This window comes from Ammoniphilus sp. YIM 78166 (assembly GCF_004522215.1).
Lineage (GTDB): Bacteria > Bacillota > Bacilli > Aneurinibacillales > RAOX-1 > YIM-78166.
This window is the reverse complement of the sequence record NZ_SDLR01000006.1, coordinates 1-18,917: the sequence shown is the minus strand read 5'-3', so window position 1 is coordinate 18,917 and position 18,917 is coordinate 1. Positions and strand designations below refer to the sequence as shown.

At 49.4% G+C, this 18,917-nt stretch carries 21 protein-coding genes; 17 read left to right on the top strand and 4 right to left on the bottom strand.

The features are described from left to right. The first annotated feature begins 310 nt into the window (after positions 1–310). Both secA and prfB read left to right on the top strand, forming a co-directional pair. Positions 311–2,818 carry a preprotein translocase subunit SecA gene (secA, locus tag EIZ58_RS24850; RefSeq protein WP_134703673.1) on the top strand — a complete coding sequence of 836 codons (2,508 nt, stop codon included), beginning with the start codon at positions 311–313 and terminating at the stop codon, positions 2,816–2,818. Further along, positions 2,818–3,928 (top strand): peptide chain release factor 2 gene (prfB, locus tag EIZ58_RS24845; RefSeq protein ID WP_370297802.1). Its coding sequence is split into 2 segments (ribosomal slippage): positions 2,818–2,895 and positions 2,897–3,928, totalling 1,110 coding nucleotides; the frame shifts between segments, so codons are not numbered across the junction. Before secA ends, prfB begins: the two co-directional genes overlap by 1 nt. 25 nt (positions 3,929–3,953) lie before the next feature. On the opposite strand, the gene EIZ58_RS24840 is transcribed toward prfB, so the two are convergent. The 3 genes from EIZ58_RS24840 to EIZ58_RS24830 all read right to left on the bottom strand — a co-directional run bounded on the left by EIZ58_RS24840 (position 3,954) and on the right by EIZ58_RS24830 (position 5,948). Beyond that, the gene (locus EIZ58_RS24840; protein ID WP_134703671.1) at positions 3,954–4,457 is read right to left on the bottom strand and encodes a hypothetical protein; all 504 of its coding nucleotides are present in this window, start codon (positions 4,455–4,457) and stop codon (positions 3,954–3,956) included. Then, entirely contained in the window at positions 4,441–4,929 is a 489-nt protein-coding gene (locus EIZ58_RS24835) for a hypothetical protein (protein WP_134703670.1), read from the bottom strand. Before EIZ58_RS24835 ends, EIZ58_RS24840 begins: the two co-directional genes overlap by 17 nt. Positions 4,930–5,030: 101 nt before the next feature. Next, entirely contained in the window at positions 5,031–5,948 is a 918-nt protein-coding gene (locus tag EIZ58_RS24830; RefSeq protein WP_134703669.1) for a copper amine oxidase N-terminal domain-containing protein, read from the bottom strand. A gap of 121 nt (positions 5,949–6,069) precedes the next feature. Here EIZ58_RS24830 and EIZ58_RS24825 point away from each other — a divergent pair, with 121 nt between their 5' ends. From EIZ58_RS24825 to EIZ58_RS24755, 14 genes are all read left to right on the top strand, one after another. Continuing rightward, the gene (locus tag EIZ58_RS24825) at positions 6,070–6,948 is read left to right on the top strand and encodes a YitT family protein (RefSeq protein WP_370297807.1); all 879 of its coding nucleotides are present in this window, start codon (positions 6,070–6,072) and stop codon (positions 6,946–6,948) included. Between the two features lie 480 nt (positions 6,949–7,428). Further along, positions 7,429–8,688 (top strand): MFS transporter, encoded by a 1,260-nt coding sequence (locus tag EIZ58_RS24815; protein WP_134703667.1) that lies wholly within the window; start codon positions 7,429–7,431, stop codon positions 8,686–8,688. Positions 8,689–8,796: 108 nt separating this feature from the next. Beyond that, the gene (locus EIZ58_RS24810; RefSeq protein WP_134703666.1) at positions 8,797–9,096 is read left to right on the top strand and encodes an EthD family reductase; all 300 of its coding nucleotides are present in this window, start codon (positions 8,797–8,799) and stop codon (positions 9,094–9,096) included. Between the two features lie 9 nt (positions 9,097–9,105). Then, positions 9,106–9,558, top strand: a complete 453-nt coding sequence (locus EIZ58_RS24805; RefSeq protein ID WP_134703665.1) for a PaaI family thioesterase — start codon at positions 9,106–9,108, stop codon at positions 9,556–9,558. Positions 9,559–9,612: 54 nt separating this feature from the next. Next, positions 9,613–9,996 (top strand): PaaI family thioesterase, encoded by a 384-nt coding sequence (locus tag EIZ58_RS24800; protein WP_134703664.1) that lies wholly within the window; start codon positions 9,613–9,615, stop codon positions 9,994–9,996. A gap of 14 nt (positions 9,997–10,010) precedes the next feature. Next, positions 10,011–10,796: an enoyl-CoA hydratase-related protein gene (locus EIZ58_RS24795; RefSeq protein WP_134703663.1), complete on the top strand. Its 786-nt coding sequence runs from the start codon at positions 10,011–10,013 to the stop codon at positions 10,794–10,796. A 54-nt stretch (positions 10,797–10,850) separates the two neighbouring features. Then, positions 10,851–12,176, top strand: a complete 1,326-nt coding sequence (locus EIZ58_RS24790; protein ID WP_134703662.1) for a phenylacetate--CoA ligase family protein — start codon at positions 10,851–10,853, stop codon at positions 12,174–12,176. 12 nt (positions 12,177–12,188) lie between these two features. Then, complete coding sequence (locus EIZ58_RS24785; protein ID WP_134703661.1) at positions 12,189–12,962, top strand: enoyl-CoA hydratase-related protein; 774 nt, start codon at positions 12,189–12,191, stop codon at positions 12,960–12,962. Between the two features lie 10 nt (positions 12,963–12,972). Continuing rightward, positions 12,973–13,749 carry an enoyl-CoA hydratase-related protein gene (locus tag EIZ58_RS24780; protein ID WP_134703660.1) on the top strand — a complete coding sequence of 259 codons (777 nt, stop codon included), beginning with the start codon at positions 12,973–12,975 and terminating at the stop codon, positions 13,747–13,749. Between the two features lie 9 nt (positions 13,750–13,758). Further along, a complete protein-coding gene (locus EIZ58_RS24775) occupies positions 13,759–14,616 on the top strand; it encodes a 3-hydroxyacyl-CoA dehydrogenase NAD-binding domain-containing protein (protein WP_134703659.1) in 858 nt (285 codons plus the stop codon). Continuing rightward, positions 14,600–15,349, top strand: coding sequence for a 3-hydroxyacyl-CoA dehydrogenase family protein (locus tag EIZ58_RS24770; protein WP_134703658.1), 750 nt, complete (start codon positions 14,600–14,602; stop codon positions 15,347–15,349). Before EIZ58_RS24775 ends, EIZ58_RS24770 begins: the two co-directional genes overlap by 17 nt. Beyond that, a complete protein-coding gene (locus EIZ58_RS24765; protein WP_134703876.1) occupies positions 15,349–16,548 on the top strand; it encodes a thiolase family protein in 1,200 nt (399 codons plus the stop codon). The genes EIZ58_RS24770 and EIZ58_RS24765 overlap by 1 nt, the downstream gene beginning before the upstream one ends. A 23-nt stretch (positions 16,549–16,571) precedes the next feature. Beyond that, positions 16,572–17,771, top strand: coding sequence for a thiolase family protein (locus tag EIZ58_RS24760; RefSeq protein ID WP_134703657.1), 1,200 nt, complete (start codon positions 16,572–16,574; stop codon positions 17,769–17,771). A gap of 3 nt (positions 17,772–17,774) precedes the next feature. Then, positions 17,775–18,185 carry a thioesterase family protein gene (locus EIZ58_RS24755; RefSeq protein WP_134703656.1) on the top strand — a complete coding sequence of 137 codons (411 nt, stop codon included), beginning with the start codon at positions 17,775–17,777 and terminating at the stop codon, positions 18,183–18,185. Here EIZ58_RS24755 and EIZ58_RS24750 read toward each other — a convergent pair. After that, positions 18,182–18,481 carry a hypothetical protein gene (locus EIZ58_RS24750; RefSeq protein WP_134703655.1) on the bottom strand — a complete coding sequence of 100 codons (300 nt, stop codon included), beginning with the start codon at positions 18,479–18,481 and terminating at the stop codon, positions 18,182–18,184. The two genes, EIZ58_RS24755 and EIZ58_RS24750, sit on opposite strands and share 4 nt — an antisense overlap. Before the next feature lie 32 nt (positions 18,482–18,513). On the opposite strand from EIZ58_RS24750, the gene EIZ58_RS33825 reads away from it, so the two are divergent. Next, positions 18,514–18,750, top strand: coding sequence for a hypothetical protein (locus EIZ58_RS33825; protein ID WP_167577941.1), 237 nt, complete (start codon positions 18,514–18,516; stop codon positions 18,748–18,750). The last annotated feature ends 167 nt before the right edge of the window (positions 18,751–18,917 follow it).

The following is an 18,917-nucleotide window of genomic DNA, read 5'->3' as shown; positions in this document are numbered from 1 at the left end:
ATATCGCCGGACGAAGTGGTTTTTTTGCCGGACCACAAGGTGTCGTTACCCCACCGGGGGCCGGTTCGCCGGACTAGGTGTGAATTTCGCCGGACAAAGCCGGGAAATCGCCGGATAAAGTAGTTTTTTCGCCGAACCACAGCCCTGGGCGGGGACCCCCACCCCACCTGGAAACACTACCCGCAACTTTCCTCCAATTCCCCACGTATATTAAAGAAGAATATAACTATCCATTCCTTGTTTTGCATTCCTGTTTACAGTAAAATAAATTGTTAGGATCAGTTTTAAATTTGGAAGGAGCTATCTCCCTATGTTAGGACTAATGAAGAAGCTGTTTGGCTCTTCTGACGAAAGAGAATTGAAGAAGCTCTACAAGCGGGTAGAAACGATTAATGGCCTTGAGCCTCAAATACAACAACTAACGGATGAACAATTAAAAGCGAAGACGGCGGAGTTTAAATCGCGCTTGGAAAAGGGAGAGTCGCTGGACGATCTTCTTCCTGAGGCTTTTGCGGTGGTTCGTGAAGCTTCTAAGCGGGTTTTGGGCATGCGTCATTACGATGTGCAGCTGATCGGGGGAATGGTTCTCCACGATGGCCGGATTGCCGAGATGAAGACCGGGGAAGGGAAGACGCTCGTATCGACGCTTCCTACTTATTTAAATGCTCTTACGGGACGTGGCGTTCACGTGGTGACGGTGAACGAGTACTTGGCTGCACGTGATGCGGCGGAGATGGGGCAACTTCATAACTTCTTGGGCTTGACGGTTGGATTGAACCGTTCAGGAATGAGCCCAGAGGAAAAGCGTGAAGCTTATGCTTGCGATATCACCTACGGGACGAACAACGAGTTTGGCTTCGACTATTTGCGTGACAATATGGTTCTTTACAAAGAAAACATGGTTCAGCGTGACCTGTACCATGCGATTGTCGATGAGGTGGACTCCAACTTAATCGATGAAGCGCGTACGCCGTTGATCATTTCGGGACAAGCGCAGAAGTCTACGGATCTTTATCATGTAGCGGCTCGTTTTGTGAAGATGCTGAAAGAGGAAGAGCATTTTGCCATTGATGAAAAAACACGCGGGATCACGTTGACGGATGATGGGGTGTCTCGCATCGAAAAAGCGTTCAACATCGATAACTTATACGATGCGAATCATATGATTTTGAACCACCATATCCAAAATGCCCTGCGTGCGGAATATATTATGAAGCGTGACGCGGATTACGTCGTTCAAGACGGGGAGATCATCATCGTCGATGAGTTCACCGGACGGATGATGCAGGGACGTCGCTACAGCGACGGGTTGCACCAGGCGATTGAAGCGAAGGAAGGCTTGAAGGTTCAGAATGAGAGCATGACTTTGGCTACGATCACGCTGCAAAACTATTTCCGTATGTACGAGAAGCTGTCCGGGATGACCGGTACGGCGAAGACGGAAGAAGAGGAATTTAAGAAGATCTATGGCATGGATGTTGTGATCATTCCAACGAACCGCCCAGTGGCTCGTATTGATATGCCAGATATGATTTATAAGTCCGAAGCAGCAAAGTACCGTAACGCCGTGGAAGAAATCGTACAGCGTCATAAGACTGGTCAGCCGATTTTGGTCGGGACCACGACGATTGATAAATCCGAGTTACTTTCTGCGATGCTCAAGAAAAAGGGCGTTCCGCACACCGTATTGAATGCGAAGCATCATGCGAAGGAAGCCGATATTGTGGCACTCGCTGGGCAAAAGGGTGCGGTGACGATCGCCACCAATATGGCCGGTCGTGGAACGGACATCAAGCTAGGTGAAGGGGTTCATGAGCTTGGAGGTCTTCATATCCTGGGTACCGAGCGTCACGAGAGCCGCCGTATTGACAACCAGCTTCGCGGCCGTGCGGGTCGTCAAGGGGATCCAGGTTCTTCTCAGTTCTATCTTTCTTTGGAAGATGAATTGATGCGCCGATTCGGTTCGGAGAATATCATGAATATGATGGAACGCTTGGGGATGGAAGAAGATGTGCCAATTGAGAGCCGCATGGTTTCTCGTGCCATCGAAGCCGCTCAGAAGCGCGTAGAAGGAAATAACTTTGACGTGCGCCGTGTCGTTCTTCAGTATGATGATGTAATGAACCAGCAGCGTTCCGTGATTTACAAGCAACGTCGTGAAGTGTTAGAATCCACGGATCTTCGCGAGATCGTGATTAAGATGATCTACTCTCATGTAGATCGCCTCATCCAGCAGTTCTGCCCGGAAAGCGAAGTGCCAGAGGAATGGAACCTGGAAGGTTTAATCGAACAGGCGAATGCAACCTTCTTGGAAGAAGGCGTGCTGACGGTAAAAGACATCAAGGGTAGAGAAGCGGAAGAGATCACCGAGAAGTTCCATCAGGTGATCAACGATCTTTACGCTCAGCGTGAAGAGTATATCGGTGCTGAGAATATGCGCGAGTTTGAAAAAGTGGTCCTTCTTCGCTCCGTGGACAGCAAGTGGCTGGATCATATTGATGCGATGGATCACCTGCGCCAAGGTATCCACCTTCGTGCCTATGCACAGACCGATCCTTTACGCGAATACCAGTTTGAAGGCTTTGAAATGTTCAATGATATGATTGCGCGCATTGAAGAAGAAGTGGCGACTTATATCATGAAAGCGGCCGTGTCTGTAAATAATTTAGAGCGCCAGGAAATTGCTCGGGGGCAGGCTGTGAATCCTAAGGATGAAACGCCAAAAACCGTCGTTCGCCGTGAGGAAGACAGAATCGGACGAAACGATCCATGCCCTTGCGGGAGCGGGAAGAAATATAAGAATTGCCATGGGGAGTGATGCAGGTGGAAGTATCTGAACTGCGCAACGAGCTATCCATCATAGCTAAAAAATTATCTGAGATCAGGGGGTCTCTTTGACCTCGATTATAAAGAAAAGCGCATTGCCGAGTTAGAAAACCAAATGGCTGAGCCGACCTTCTGGGATGACAATGAAGCGGCTCAGAAGGTCATCAACGAAGTGAATGTGCTGAAAGATTCGGTTACGAAGGTCAACGAGCTGAACGGCAGCCAGGAAGATCTGTCCATGATGCTGGAGCTGATGGTGGAGGAAAAGGATGAATCCTTATTGCCTGACCTCGTAGAGGGCGTGAAGGGATTGATCAAGGACATGAGTGACTTTGAGCTGCAGCTCTTGCTCAGCGGTCCTCATGATAAAAACAACGCCATCCTGGAGCTCCACCCGGGTGCAGGGGGAACCGAATCGCAGGACTGGGCGGAAATGCTTTTGCGCATGTACACGCGCTGGGCGGGCCAACAAGGATTCAAGGTCGAGACCCTGGATTATCTTCCTGGGGATGAAGCGGGGGTCAAAAGCGTCACGCTCTTGATCAAAGGGTATAATGCCTATGGCTACCTGAAATCGGAGAAAGGCGTGCACCGTCTGGTGCGCATCTCGCCTTTTGACACCTCCGGTCGTCGTCATACGTCGTTCGTTTCTTGCTCCGTCGTTCCGGAAATCGAAGATGATGTCGATGTGGAAATCCGTACCGAGGACTTGAAGATCGATACCTATCGTTCCAGTGGAGCAGGTGGGCAGCACATCAACACGACAGACTCGGCCGTTCGGATTACCCACATTCCAACCGGTGTTGTCGTGACCTGTCAATCGGAGCGTTCTCAGATCAAGAACCGGGAAAAAGCGATGAAGATTTTAAAAGGCCGTCTCTACGAAAAGAAGATCGAAGAGCAGGAAGCCGAGCTAGCCAAGATCCGCGGGGAGCAAAAGGAAATTGGCTGGGGAAGCCAGATTCGTTCTTATGTGTTCCATCCTTACAGCATGGTGAAGGATCACCGCACCGGAGAAGAAACCGGAAATGTGCAGGCCGTGATGGATGGCGAGATTGATCATTTTATTAATGCGTTTCTGCGAAAGCAGATGAATGACTAAATGAAAAAGGCTAGCACTCGTGAAGTTAAGGAGTGTTAGCCTTTTTTTCCTTTTGTATGAGATGATGATAGACGATCTGCATTCCTAGCGTTAACAAGTAAATCGGGAAAGACCAGTACATCTGATAGCCTTTATCATAATGATAGAGTCCCAGTTGGACACCGATCCACTCCATGATCAGGGCGAGACCGGCCCACACGATGACATACAGGATATGCGTATAACCTTTAATACCTAGCTTTACATAGAGATAGATCACGAAATAAGAATAAGGACCAAACATGATGTAACTGAAAACATCCATGACTTGATAGGAAGAATTATCATTGACATCGTAGAAATCCCACGGCCTGACGCTGATGGTATGGTCCCAAAACATGCCGATAAAAGGTCCATAAAGATAATGGGCCAAGCCCTCCAATAAGGGGAGGATCTTGGGGCTAATGAGGATGAGAACATGCATGACGACTAGATTAAGGATGACAAACCATTCATTGGCGTCAAAAGATTGCTCATAAATTACGGTCATCTTGGTAATCCTCCGATTTTGCCAGAAATAAGAGGAGCTTGGCAATCCCTAGCCCGATGAGGAGATAAGCACCGTTCAAGATCCCAGCGAACCCCAAGTTCCACTTCAGGTGTTGAATCACCTTATAATGGAGAGCAACCCATTCCAGTCCTTGCAGGAAGACCCAAGCTGTCAAGAAAAAGATCAGTTTTTTCGCCCAACTATGGGGATGGGATAAATACAGATTAACGAAAATCAGAACCGTTAAAGGGATGAGAAGTTCTCGGTTGATAAGAAAGACGATGAATAAGAATGGATTTTCCGTGGTTTTGAGCCATTTCAAAACCATATTCATCGTGGTAAAGTAATTTCTCACCAACAATCCGATGAGCATAAACGTGATGGATTGATGCAAGAAGGATAGCTTCTTTTTAGAAAGAATGAATACATGCAACAAGAGAATCGTGATGGTGATGGAAAAAGAAAGAGCCACGGGAATCCCCTTTAGTTTTTAATACAAGTATCTCACGTAACCCTGACATTATTCGATGAAAAAAGGCTATCACCGGGGTGATAGCCTTTTTTAGGTTTTCTTTATTGATCTTGATTCTCTTCAGTAGTTGCGGTTTCCTCGGTTGACGTCGGTTCAATCACGACTACCGTTTGCGTTTCTTGCTCCCATAATACTTTTGCTTTTAAAGATTCGCTCAAGAAGCGAAGAGGAATCACGGTACGGCCGTTCTTGATTTTTGCAGGGACATCGAGCTTGTACTCTTTTCCGTCCACGGTAGCGATCATGCTGTCGATGGTGAGAACAACGGTTGTGCCTTCCTTCGTAACGGTGACGGTGCGCTTATCGGCGTCCCAAGCTACTTCAGCTCCTAAAGCTTCAGCCATAGCGCGGAAAGGAACAAGGGTGCGTCCGTTTTCGATTGCAGGCTGTACGTCCATAGTTGGCTCAGCTCCGTTAACGAGGGCTTTTACGCCTACTTTACCCATTTGCTTGAGGAGCTTTCCTACTTCTTTGTATTGCTTTAAGATTTCTTCGTCTGTTTCTTCATGAAGTTTCTTGGCTAGATCGGTTTGCACTTTGAGGGCTGCTTCTAATTTGCCAAGTTCCACGTAAACCGCGGCTAGAGAGTGCGTAGCCGTTTTAGCTTCTTCCCCTTCAAGAGTGGCGACTTCTTTCTCGATTTCAGCAAGCTCTTCTAGTTGAGCTTTTAAGGCATCCGTACGGTTTTGAATGGATCCCACTTTACCTTCTAGGGCAGTCGCTGGGACATCTTGAGCCGTGAACTGATCCAGTTTGGCCTGGATGCGTTGAACTTTATCTAAATATTTGTCTGCATTAACGTCAGTTGTTGCAGTAACGGTTGTTTCTGCTTCTGCTTCTGCAGTAACTACGGTTTTGTTTTCCTTGCCGGCTTTTTCGTTACTTGCTAAAGCCCCGTGGGAGAAAAGCAAGCTGGCAGCTAAGATTCCCATTGTTGTGATTTTGAAATGTTTGTTCATGTCGAAATCTCCTCTCTTATGTAAAAAAATGTTGTTAACTATAATTACGAAGCCGTTTGGTTGTTTATGGGGGTAGAGGATAAACTATGATAAATCAATTAATTTTTAAGATGGGTTGTCGATGAAGATGGCGCAAGTAGTGAATAAGCGGCGAGAGCGAAAAGAAGATCCATGGATGATCGTGGTGAGGGAGTACATCTTTTTGATTGTGGGCTCTTTTATGGTCGCGATCGCCTTTAATATGTTTTTGAATGCTTTTAATATTGCTTCGGGCGGGGTAAGCGGGATTAGTATTATTACGAAGGACTTGTTCGGATGGCGACCGGCCTTTACACAGTGGGGGCTGAATGCGTTGCTGATCGGATTAGGGTTCGTCCTGCTGGGGAGGCAGTTTGGGGTAAAGACAATTACGGGAACCATCATTTTGCCCTTGTTCGTTTTCCTCACGGAAGGGTGGCCGACGATTACCACAGAGCCATTGCTTGCCGCTTTATATGGGGGAGTGGGGGTCGGATTAGGACTCGGGATCGTGTTTCGAGGGAATGCGTCAACAGGCGGAACCGATCTCGTGGCACAGATCCTTCATAAGTATACAGGGATTTCGTTGGGAATTGCCGTGTTATTGATTGATGGGCTGGTCGTGATTGGCGCGGCGATGGTGTACGGACCGGAACTCGCGTTGTATGCCCTTATTGCTCTTTATGTGACAGGTAAAACCATTGACGTAATTCAGGTAGGGCTTGGGGTGTCGAAAATGGCGTTTATTATTTCGGAGAATCTGGGGAAGATCCAAGAGGCCATCCTCTATGATCTGGATCGTGGGGTGACACGTTTGCCGGCGTACGGTGGGTTCACGGAGAAGGAGAGGCCGGTGTTGTTGTGCGTGGTCGCCCAGAGTGAGATCAATGCGTTAAAGAAGCTCGTTCAGGAAACGGATCCAGACGCGTTTGTCATCTTTACGAATGCGAATGAGGTGTTGGGAGAGGGGTTTAGGAGGTAGGGGGAGGCGGGTGGCTAAAAGCGAGAGTGAGTCCGAATCGAGGCGCCATTCGGACAGGGTTTGAACCCAGTCTGCCCTCGGATGCGCAACTAAAAGATTAACCGTAGTTTAACGACTATTCTTCACGCTCGAGGAGAAACCAACCCCAATAGCCGTACATTTCCGCTTATTGAGCTCATTCTCCCCCTCCTAACTACCTTAACCCCCGGAATAGCCGGAAATCTACGACTATTCCCACTCCTCGACCCTCGTCATCAAAAAATAACCGGAATTCTCCGGCTATTGCCCCATCTTGGCCTTCCCAAGCCCCACCTACCCGCCCCTCGCCCCCTCCCCACTTTCCCTCCTACTAAAAATTTTGTAACTATTTTGAAATGACAAAATCAAACTTGACCACCCTTCGAACTATTATTATACTGTAAATAGGTTATTCGTTTTAAAAACGTCATATAAATATTGCGTGATAGGTAAGGGGGAGAAATGAGTAAAAAATGGCATAAGAGCTGGTTCATTTTGTTTCTTGCGACGCTGAATCTGCTCGCTTGTTTGGGGTTTGGGAGGTTTTCCTTGGGGGCGATTATTCCCTTTATGAAGGAAGGTCTTCAATTGAACTATAGCCAGACAGGTCTCATTGCGTCATCTGTTTTTTTGGGGTATTTGGCAAGTGCCCTGACGGTAGGATATGCCGTGATGCGATTTACCGCCAAGAAAGTGATTTTAGCTTCACTGTTCGTGACCATCCTAGGGATGGTGGGGAGTGGATTAGCTGAAGGCTTCTGGAGTGCTTATTTCTCCTGTTTGATCATTGGAATTGGGGCAGGGGGAGGAAATGTAACCAGTCTGGGATTGGTGGGTAAGTGGTTTAGTCAGCGGTATCGAGGGATGGCTTTGGGCGTAGTGAATGCCGGTTCGGGTATTGGTATGGTAATAAGTGGGATATTTGTTCCTTATTTAATGATGAACGATCCCTCGGAGGGATGGAGGACGAGCTGGTTTTTGCTGGCTGGAGCCGTGATGATCTTCTGGCTGCTGAATCTTATTTATATGAAGAATGAGCCAGGCGAGATCGGAATTGAACCCTATGGACAAGAGAAACAGCCGGCAAAACCTGCGGCGTCCACCCAAGGGGCAACCACCTCTGAAAAAACTCAAACCATTTACCGCAACAAGCTCTTATGGATGGTAGGCTTCATATACTTAACATGGGGCTTTAGCTATCTGGCGTTCTCGACGTTTTTTGTAGATTATCTCATTCAGGATAACGGGTTAAGTGAGCGATCGGCCGGGCAATTGTTTGCCGTGGCTGGGTTTGCGAGCATTTTGAGTGGGTTTATTTGGGGGAGCATTTCGGATCGGATGGGCAGGATGGCCGCCTTGTTTCTCATCTATTCTTCACAGTCCATTTTACTCATCGCCTTCACGATGACCCATCAACCGGCTATCCTGCTTGTGGAGACCATTCTGTATGCTGTTACCCTTTGGGGAGTGCCTACGGTAATGGTAGCGGCGGTAGGGGATCTGATTCATCCCGTGAAGGTGCCGGTAGCGATCGGCTTTATTACCCTATTATTTGGAGTTGGGCAATTTGTGTCGCCGGTGGTTACGGGGGCGTTGGTTGATCTAACAGGATCTTACCTGAGTGCGTTCCTTTTATCCGCGTTCGTTTGCTTCTTAGGCGGGATCGGTTGTATGGGGTTACATCTGCGGAGCAAGCGCGAATCGACGGTCATACAGGCTTGAAAAAATTAAGCCTTGACCCCCATTAACATTATTAATATACTAAAAACATAGGATACGTAAAAATAACGTTATATAAAAATAACGTTATAAAAATGGAGGAGATGTAAGATGGTAAAATTGATCGCGATTTATCGTAAACCGGAAAATGTAGAAGCTTTTGACCAACATTATAATGAAGTTCATGCTCCCTTGGCAGCAAAAATGCCTGGATTGCTCAAGCTAGAAGTGAACCGAATTTATGGCACTCCGATGGGGGAAAGTGACTTGCATCTGATCGCCGAGATGTATTTTGAAACGAAAGAAGCCTTGTTGCAAGCGTTGTCTTCACCAGAAGGAAAAGCAGCTGGAAAAGACTTAATGGGCTTCGCAGGAAAATTGGTTTCCATGCACTTTGCGGAAGTGCAGTAGGCGGTTCCATTGAAACCGAAATTGAATGACCGCGACGTTCATCAGAAATACTACGAACAAATTTGTGAGAAGCTGAAAAACGATCCGTTCGCCAGGTTCCTGGGGGTGGAATTGATCGAAGTGGGAGAAGGGACAGCTACGGCGGAGGTCGTCGTAAAGCCCAACCTACTCAACGTTCATGGTAGCACCCATGGGGGCGTGATTTTTTCCTTAGCGGACGTGGTGTTTGCGGTAGCGAGTAATTCCTATGGAAAAACCTCGGTGGCCTTGTCGATGAATATTGGTTTTTTGGCAGCTAGCTGGGAAGGCACGCGCTTGAGAGCGACGGCAGTGGAAGAGAATCGGACGTCTCGAACGGCTTGGTACCGGATTCGAGTCGAGAGCGAGAAAGAAACCGTCGCGATTTTGGATGCGTTGGTTTATCGGAAAAGCGATTACTTCATACCGGTCGAGGAAGCTTAAACAGGAAAGAGGGGCTGCCGAAGAGGCGGCCCCCTTCAAGAGAGGGGTGAGTGGGTGAGCTACGAAACGAAAAATAAGTTTAATCACTATCTGGGAATTCAGATCGAGAGCATTGATGACGAAGGCTGCACGGCTCTATTGAAGATTAGGCCTGAGCTTTACAATAGCATCGAAGGCGTCGTTCATGGCGGTGTGACCAGCACCCTGGCGGATGTCGCGATGGGACATGGGGCAGCTCCACATGTGGATGGCGTTCAGAAATGTGTGACGGTTGAAAGCAAGATCAACTACTTGGCGCCCGCGCGAGGAGAATACTTGAAGGCTCGGTCGAGAATCATCAAAAGCGGCGGCAAGCTGATTATTATGGAAGCGCAGGTAACGACGGATGACGGTACGCTGGTGGCCATTGCCTTAGGTACTTACGCTCGAGTGAAATAAAGGGGAAAAAAGCGATGAATCAAGAACCTGTAGTGTTAGAACAAAACGGCCATATCGCCACCATCAGGCTAAATCGGCCGGAAGAATTAAATGCCCTGAACTATGAGACCCTTGTCCGGTTAGGCGAGATCGTGGATCAGCTTCAGTTCGAATCCAAACAAAGCCGTGTGGTCATTGTGGCGGCAGAAGGTCGAGCCTTTTGTGCAGGTGCGGATTTAAAGGAAAGGCGTACATTGAACGAGCAGCAGGTTCGGCGCAATGTCCGAAAGATTCGAGATGTGTTCACAGCCATTGAACGACTTCCCCAGCCCACGATTGCGGCCATCAATGGATACGCTTTTGGCGGAGGATTTGAGTTGGCGCTGGCTTGCGATTTTCGATATGCTGTACAGGAAGCGATGATGGGACTGACCGAAGTGAGCTTGGGAATCATTCCAGGCGCGGGTGGAACGCAGCGTTTATCTCGACTCATCGGGCCATCGAAAGCGAAGGAGCTGATCTTGACCGCACGCAAAATCTCGGCAAGCGCAGCCATGGAGTTCGGTTTCTTGAATGGAGTAGCCGAAAACCAGGAACAGCTCACCGAACTGACGCATTGCCTCGCTAACGAGATTCTGGCCAATGCACCTTTAGCGGTGTATCAGGCGAAGTATGCAATTGACAAAGGCAGCAGTGTGGATATGCAGACAGGCTTGGATTTGGAATCCAAGGCTTATGAAGTCATTATTCCGACGAAAGATCGAGTAGAAGCGCTAGAGGCATTCCGGGAAAAGAGAAAACCGGTTTTCCAAGGGGAATAAATTTAATTGACTATAAATTCAGATAAAAAAGTTGAGAGCTGAGGAGGAGACAAAATGATATTCAATCTTGAGATGGAAACGATGGCCCGAGAGGATATGCAAAAGCTTCAATTCGAAAGGTTAAAGGAAACGCTTCAGCGCGTCTATGAAAACGTTCCTTTCCATAAAGAAAACTTTGACAAAGCGGGTGTCAAGCTAGAGGATATCCAATCCCTAGAGGACCTGCAAAAGGTTCCTTTCATGAAGAAAACGGATCTCCGCGAAAACTATCCATTTAAGTTATTTGCAGTAGAAATGTCGGAAGTGGTACGGATTCATGGGTCATCCGGAACGAAAGGAAAGCCAACGGTTGTAGGCTATACGAAGAAGGATATTGAAAACTGGTCGGAAATCGTAGCGCGTGCGCTGTGTTGTGCGGGCGGAGTGCCAGGAGATATTTTTCACAATGCTTACGGTTATGGCTTGTTTACGGGCGGACTCGGATTGCATTACGGAATCGAGCGTATGGGAGCGGTTGCGGTTCCGATTTCCGGTGGCAATACCCCGCGTCAAATTACGCTAATCGAAGATTTCGAGCCCCGCGGGATTGCGGCGACGCCGTCCTATACGCTCAACATCGTGGAGGAAATGAAGCGCTTGGGCAAGAATCCGCGTGAAACCAGCTTGAAATACGGAATCTTTGGAGCGGAGCCATGGTCCGAAGAAATGAGAGCGCAGTTAGAAGAAGAGTTGGATATTAAAGCCATCGATATCTATGGTTTAAGTGAAGTGATGGGGCCAGGGGTATCCATTGAGTGCTATGACGCGCAAGATGGCTTGCACATTGCCGAGGATCATTTTTTAGCGGAAATCATTGATCCGAATACCGGAGAAGTCCTGCCTTATGGCCAAGAAGGAGAGTTGGTCTTTACCTCTTTAACGAAGGAAGCCTTCCCTGTGGTTCGTTACCGTACAGGTGACATCGCATCCTTGAATCCAGAACCATGTAAGTGCGGACGTACGTCCTTGCGGATGTCTCGAATTAAAGGACGCGTCGATGACATGTTGATCATCCGTGGTGTGAACGTGTTCCCAACGGAAATTGAATCCGTTTTATTAAGCTTTAAGCAGCTGGCTCCTAACTATCAAGTGGTGATTGAACGCGATGGTGCGCTAGATCGCTTTGAAGTTCACTGCGAAGTGACCGAAGAGTTCATGAACCAAGCTGAAGATTTAAGTGCAAGTCCGGAAGTCGGCAAGCTGTTAAAAGCGATTGGCCATGATATGAAGAATGCCCTCGGGGTGTCGGTCGTCCTTCGTCTCCACAAGCCGAATGCCCTTCCGCGCAGCGAAGGAAAAGCGGTGCGAATTGTCGATAATCGCAATAAGGTGCTAGCTTAGGAGGAACGCTCGATGTCCTATGAGTTTATTAAAGTGTCGACGGAGGGTTCCGTAGGGATCATCACCTTGAACCGCCCGCAGGTCTTGAATGCGCTCAATCTCAAGATTGTGGATGAGATCGTCAAGGAGTTGGAGCGGATCGATCACGATCCCTCCATCCGCGTCGTGATTCTCACGGGGAATGACAAGGCGTTCGCTGCTGGGGCGGATATTGATGAAATGGCCGATGAAGCGGTCGTTTCCATTCTCTTGAAAGATCAGTTTAAGGCCTGGGACCGCTTGAGTAAGGTCAACACGCCTTTGATTGCAGCGGTGAGCGGATTTGTGCTTGGCGGCGGGTGTGAGTTGATGATGAGCTGCGACATGGTCATTGCCTCGGAAACGACGAAAATTGGCCAACCGGAAATCAAGCTCGGTGTCATGCCGGGTGCAGGCGGAACCCAACGCTTAACGAAAGCGGTCGGGAAGGTCAAGGCGATGGAAATGTTGTTGACCGGGGAGCCAATTTCGGCGGAAGAAGCGTTGAGATACGGACTTGTCAATCGAGTTGTTCCGGTGGAAGTGTATTTCCAGGAAGCGATGAAGCTGGCCCAGCAGATTGCCGCTCAGCCTCCCGTGGCTGCTCGGATGATCAAGAAATCCGTTTTAAAGGCGATGGACAGCTCTCTGCTCGATGGAATGGAATATGAACGCAATTGCTTCTATTTATTATTTGCTAGTGAAGATCGAGAAGAAGGGATGAAGGCTTTCGTAGAGAAGCGCCGTCCCAAATTCACAGGAAAGTAGGGCTAAATCGATGTACGAAACGATTCTTTATGAATTGGCAGGCCGTGTCGCCAAGATTACGATGAACCGCCCAGATAAATTCAACTCGTTTACAGAGCTTATGCATAAGGAATTGATGGATGCCCTCAAGAAATCGGATAAAAATTCAGAAGTACGCGCCATTGTTCTGACAGGGGCTGGGAAGGCGTTTAATGCCGGACAGGATTTAGGCGAAGTGCAGGGCGTCGATATCGACTTCGGAGAGTTCTTGCGCAAGCGCTACAACCCTTTGATTATGCAAATGCAGAAAACGGAAAAGCCGATCATTGCGGCGGTGAATGGCATTGCGGCTGGAGCTGGCATGAGCTTAGCGCTGGCATGTGATATCCGATTGGTTTCGGAAAAAGCCTCGTTTACCGATGTGTTCGTCAATATCGGGTTGGTTCCGGATTCGGGTGGCTGTTATTTCCTGCCTCGTCTGGTAGGTTTGGGCAAAGCGTTGGAGTTGGCCATGACGGGAGATAAAGTCACAGCCGAGGAAGCGTACCGCATCGGACTGGCAAACAAGGTGCTGCCGTTGGAAGGTTTCGAGGAGCAAGTGATGGCGTATGCGGATCGCTTAGCGCAGCTTCCGACCAAAGGGATTGGTCTGATCAAGCGCACCATGATCAAGGGACTCACGATGAATTTAGAAGAGACGCTAGAATATGAGGCTTACGCCCAAGAAATTGCGGGGGCAACAGAAGATCATAAAGAAGGCGTGCAGGCTTTCTTTGAAAAGAGACCACCCGTTTTCAAAGGGAAATAGGAGGAAACCATGAAGGCTTATCAAGTAGGAGTGATTGGAGCCGGAACGATGGGAGCAGGAATCGCGCTGGTTTGTGCTCGAAAAGGGTATCGCACGTGGCTGTTGGATGCGAATGCGGCTGTATTAGAAAAAGCGCAAGCATACCTGCAGTCCACCCTAGCTAAAGATGTAGCGAAGGGAAAGATCACGGAGCAGCAAAAAGAAGAAACCTATCAATTGGTGATTCCGGTTTCCGACATGAAGGAGTTGGCTGCTTGTGACGTCGTGATCGAGGCGGTGCCGGAACGATTGGAGTTAAAGAAGTCGATCTTTTCATCGCTGGTAGACATCTGTTCGCCGGACGCTCTTCTTTTATCCAATACGTCTTCCATTTCGATTACCGAGATTGCTGGTGGACTGAAGCATCCCGAACGTATTTTGGGCTTTCATTTCTTCAACCCTGCTCCGGTGATGCCGCTAATCGAAGTGATCCACGGGAAGAAGTCGAGTAAGGAAAACGTAGAGAAGACGTATCAGTTTGCCAAGGATCTGGGCAAGGTACCGGTACTGGCTGCCGATACCCCTGGCTTTATCGTGAATCGCGTGGCTCGTCCCTATTATAATGAAGGTTTGCGTATTTTAGGCGACCATGTGGCGACCGTAGAGCAAATGGATCGGATCATGAAAAAAGCCGGCGGCTTTAAGATGGGGCCTTTTGAATTACAAGATATGATCGGCATTGATATCAACTTTGCGACGACGGAATCGGTGTACTCGAACTTCTTCCATGAAGGCCGATTCAAGCCCAGCCGCATCCAGCAGCGGATGGTCCAGGCGGGTCAGTTGGGGAGAAAGACAGGGGAGGGTTTTTATGACTACAACGAATAAAACCGTATTGCTAGCCGGTAACAGCCCTCTCTATGCTGAGCTGAAGGCCTGGATGGAGAGTCAAGGGGTCAAGGTGGTTGGGTTGGAAGAGCTCGGGGGTCAAGCAAACATCGACCTTGCGATCGAAGTGACGAACCTGGATTTAGAGCTGAAAAAAGATACGATCCGTCAATTGGATGCAGGGCTCGCTCCACAGGTTCCGATTCTGACGACTTCGTTGGCGGTAACCGCAACGGAAGTGGCGTCTTGGACTTCGCTGCCAGAGCGCGTGTGCGGATTCGGAACGTTGGTGCCGTTGGCGGAGCGCGAGCTGATAGAGTTGGCTCCGGCTTTACAGACGTCAGACGTGACGCTCCAAAAGGTGCAAGGATGGATCGAAGCTTGTGGAAAAGAAACCGAAGTGGTAGAGGATGAAGTCGGGTTGGTTTTCCCGCGGATCCTTTCTCTCATTATTAATGAAGCGGTGTTTACGGTGATGGAAGGAACTGCGACACCTGGAGATATTGATATCGCCATGAAGAAAGGGACGAATTATCCTTACGGTCCTTTAGAATGGGCCGATCGCATCGGCTTAGACGAGGTATTTGCGATTGTTCGCGGCTTGCACCGTGATTTAGGAGAAGAACGCTATCGACCTGCCTCGCTGTTGCGCAAGATGGTGCTGGCGGGAAGAGTAGGACAACGAGCCGGTCAAGGCTTCTACATTTATAAAGGTGAAGAGGTCGGATTATGATGAAACCAAATCAAAACCCTGTTTATATTGTGGCCAGTGCGAGAACGCCCATCGGGAAGCTGGGAGGCAGCTTAAAGGATGTGCCGATGGATGACTTAAGCGCCATCGTCATGAAGGAAGCGGTCAAGCGTGCTTCGGTTGCACCCGAGGAGATCGATGGCGTGATCATGGGGAACGTGATTTCCGCGAGTCCCTTCATTAATATTGCGCGAGTCGGCTTGCTGAAAGCTGGTCTTCCGGAGTCGCTCCCAGGGGTGACGGTGAATCGGGTGTGCGCGTCTGGACTTGAAGCGGTGAATTTAGCAGCTCAATCCATCCAAGCCGGTCATGCTCATGTGATGCTGGCGGGAGGCGTCGAGAACCTCACGCGTTCTCCCTATATTATGGAGAAATTCTCTCAGCCCTACCAGCGTGGATCTCAAACGCTCATCGAATCGTTTGGCGGACCTCGTTCCGCTCCCGTTTCCATGTATGGAGATTTGACGATGGGAGATACGGCCGAGAATGTAGCGGAAAAATTTGAAATCAGTCGCGAAGACCAGGATGCCTTCGCACTAGAAAGTCAACGTCGCGCGATTGCCGCGATTGATCAAGGACTGTTGAAAGAAGAGATTGTTCCGGTTGAGATTCCGGCGAAAAAAGGGGAGACCCTCTTTTTTGATACCGATGAATTTCCACGTCGAGACGCAACGCTCGAGGCGTTGGCGAAGCTAAGACCGGCATTCCGCAAGGGAGGAACGGTGACGGCTGGAAACTCCTCCGGAATTAATGATGGAGCAGCGGCTATGATTCTAATGAGCGAAGAGAAGCTCAAGGAGTCTGGTGCCCAACCGCTCGGACGCATCGTGCACTTTGCCTGCGGAGGAGTGGATCCGAAGATTATGGGAATCGGTCCGGTCGTTGCGATCCGTAAGCTATTGGCAGAGGTCGGGATGACGGTGGATGATATTGATTTGTTTGAAGTGAATGAAGCTTTTGCCTCTCAATCACTCGCTTGTATTCGTGAATTGGGATTGCCGATGGATCGGACGAATGTGAACGGAGGCGCGATAGCCTTTGGTCATCCGCTGGGCATGAGTGGAGCGCGTTTAGTGAGTGCGGTTCTGTACGAATTGCGTCGACGCGGGAAGCGTTATGGTGTGGCTTCCTTATGCATTGGCGGAGGGCAGGGATTGGCTACGTTAGTGGAATCACTATAGGAAAAGATAGGAGGAGAGAGCCAGTGAAAACACCGGTCATTATTGATGCTGTGCGGACACCGATCGGGCGGCTCGGGGGAGCTTTAAAAGACGTTCGACCCGATGATCTAGGCGCCTTGGTCATCCGTAAATTAGTAGAACGCAACTCGCTCGATCCCGCGGTAGTGGAAGACGTCATTTTTGGCTGCGCCAATCAAGCGGGAGAAGATAATCGAGACGTGGCGCGAATGAGCTTGCTATTGGCTGGGTTGCCGGTTACGGTACCTGGTGTCACGGTAAACCGCTTGTGCGGCTCGGGCTTGGAGGCGGTGAATCAATCGGCCAACGCGATTTTGGCCGGACGTGGCAACGTGTATATTGCAGGGGGAACCGAGAGCATGACTCGTTCACCTTTAGTGATGATGAAGCCAGGAACGGCTTATCAGCGAGGCAATGTCCAGATGCATGATACGACTTTGGGCTGGCGCTTGGTAAACCCGAAGATGGATGAGATGTATCCGACTATTTCTTTAGGGGAAACGGCGGAAAACGTGGCGGAGCAATTTGGCATCAGCCGGGAAGAGCAGGATGCGTTTGCCCTCTCGAGCCAGCAAAAGTACGGAAAAGCCTTAGCGGAAGGAAAATTCGGGGCGGAGATCGTTCCCGTGGAGATTCCAGGACGCAAAGGGGATGTGACGGTCTTTGCTCAAGATGAGCACCCGCGCCCGGAAACCACCCTAGAGCAATTGGTGAAACTAAAGCCAGCGTTTCGTCAGGGAGGCTCGGTCACGGCCGGAAACGCGTCCGGATTGAATGATGGGGCAGCAGCCTTACTTCTGATGGAAGAAGAGACCGCTCGCCAGTTCGGCTACAAGCCCAAAGCTAGAGTGGTAGCATCGGCTGTAGCCGGGGTAGACCCTTCGATTATGGGGATTGGTCCGGTTCCAGCGACGCGTAAGGCATTGCAAATGGCGGGGCTCACCGTGGACGATATCGATTTATTCGAGGTCAATGAGGCGTTTGCCGCTCAGGCCCTTGCGAGTATGAAAGAATTGAAGATTGACCAGGAGCGCGTCAATGTTAATGGCGGAGCTATTGCCTTAGGGCATCCTCTGGGCTGCAGCGGAGCGCGCATTCTCACGACGCTTCTTCATGAAATGGAGCGAAGACAGGTTCGCTATGGCTTAGCGACCATGTGTATTGGTGTGGGGCAAGGAATTGCTACGATTATCGAGAGGGTTTAGCCGATGAAGGACGGGTTAAAACCGGGCGTTCAAGTCGAGTTTAAGATCGTAGTGGATGAATCCATGCGGCCGTCGTTTGACGGCCAAGTGGTTCATGACGTGCTGTCTACCGTAACGATGGTGTATTACATGGAAAAGGCCGGGCGTGAGGTCATTCTTCCCTATCTGGATGAGAGTGAAGAAGGGGCTGGCTATGGCTTGGATATTAAACATGTAGGCCCAGCGGTTGTGGGGCAGGAGGTACGTTTTCAAGCGATTTGCACCGAAGTGACAGAGAAACGAGTGGTCTGCGAAGTCACAGCGGAAACCGAGTGGAATGTCGTGGGCAAAGGAACCTTTACGCAAGCGATTTTTCAGAAAAAAGAAATGGCGCAACGCCTAGCCGATCTCATGAAGAAAGCCACGAAGGTCTAGCTTTCGTGGCTTTTAATTCGAGATAGATACAGTTGGATCTCTCCTTGGGTATAGAAGCACCCATCATCGCCTTCGTCGGGCAAGACAAGGGCCGGAGAAGCCGTAAAGATTTCGGCATAATTGGGAGTATAGAAGAGAAGCTGCACAAATTGGTGATTGGGGAACTGCCACGTAACTAAGCTGCACGGGGCTGTCGTACTGTGCTCCACATGGACGATATGTTCTGCAAACGGATAACTCTCCTCAACCTGTACCGCAAATTGGCTTGCCTCGAAGGCTGTTGTCATGGTCTTCATGGTAAGTCCACCTTTCTATGAATTGATTTTATATGACGATTGTAAACGATTTCGTACTAAATGCGTTATATTATCTCTTTACATTATATAAAATACCAGATGAGAATGCAAAGGGCTGTGAGGTTCTTCACAAATTGGAAAAGATTTTATCCGAACATAGGGTGCGCTGTTCTGGTGAGAAACATGCGATCTGGGGATTGGATAGTGTCAGGGGTATGACGGGTGAGGTCTGCGGAGACCGGGATCAGGGAATTAAAGGGGCTGTTTGATGCCCGCTAAGCGTGCTGGGGCTCGGATCTGGGCATCAAAGCGTCCGTTTGATGCCCTCTAGGCCTGCTGAGGCTCGGATCAGGGCACCAAAGCCTGCGTTTGATGCCCGCTAGGCCTGCTGGGGCTGGGATCAGGGAACCAAAGCGTCTGTTTGATGCCCTCTAGG

Bases quoted from the DNA above. Each gene is read 5' to 3' on its own strand.
- secA (WP_134703673.1), top strand. From the start codon at position 311: ATGTTAGGACTAATGAAGAAGCTGTTTGGCTCTTCTGACGAAAGAGAA.
- EIZ58_RS24840 (WP_134703671.1), bottom strand. From the start codon at position 4,457: ATGACCGTAATTTATGAGCAATCTTTTGACGCCAATGAATGGTTTGTC.
- EIZ58_RS24830 (WP_134703669.1), bottom strand. From the start codon at position 5,948: ATGAACAAACATTTCAAAATCACAACAATGGGAATCTTAGCTGCCAGC.
- EIZ58_RS24825 (WP_370297807.1), top strand. From the start codon at position 6,070: ATGAAGATGGCGCAAGTAGTGAATAAGCGGCGAGAGCGAAAAGAAGAT.
- EIZ58_RS24815 (WP_134703667.1), top strand. From the start codon at position 7,429: ATGAGTAAAAAATGGCATAAGAGCTGGTTCATTTTGTTTCTTGCGACG.
- EIZ58_RS24810 (WP_134703666.1), top strand. From the start codon at position 8,797: ATGGTAAAATTGATCGCGATTTATCGTAAACCGGAAAATGTAGAAGCT.
- EIZ58_RS24795 (WP_134703663.1), top strand. From the start codon at position 10,011: ATGAATCAAGAACCTGTAGTGTTAGAACAAAACGGCCATATCGCCACC.
- EIZ58_RS24790 (WP_134703662.1), top strand. From the start codon at position 10,851: ATGATATTCAATCTTGAGATGGAAACGATGGCCCGAGAGGATATGCAA.
- EIZ58_RS24785 (WP_134703661.1), top strand. From the start codon at position 12,189: ATGTCCTATGAGTTTATTAAAGTGTCGACGGAGGGTTCCGTAGGGATC.
- EIZ58_RS24780 (WP_134703660.1), top strand. From the start codon at position 12,973: ATGTACGAAACGATTCTTTATGAATTGGCAGGCCGTGTCGCCAAGATT.
- EIZ58_RS24775 (WP_134703659.1), top strand. From the start codon at position 13,759: ATGAAGGCTTATCAAGTAGGAGTGATTGGAGCCGGAACGATGGGAGCA.
- EIZ58_RS24770 (WP_134703658.1), top strand. From the start codon at position 14,600: ATGACTACAACGAATAAAACCGTATTGCTAGCCGGTAACAGCCCTCTC.
- EIZ58_RS24765 (WP_134703876.1), top strand. From the start codon at position 15,349: ATGAAACCAAATCAAAACCCTGTTTATATTGTGGCCAGTGCGAGAACG.
- EIZ58_RS24755 (WP_134703656.1), top strand. From the start codon at position 17,775: ATGAAGGACGGGTTAAAACCGGGCGTTCAAGTCGAGTTTAAGATCGTA.
- EIZ58_RS24750 (WP_134703655.1), bottom strand. From the start codon at position 18,481: ATGAAGACCATGACAACAGCCTTCGAGGCAAGCCAATTTGCGGTACAG.
- EIZ58_RS33825 (WP_167577941.1), top strand. From the start codon at position 18,514: ATGACGATTGTAAACGATTTCGTACTAAATGCGTTATATTATCTCTTT.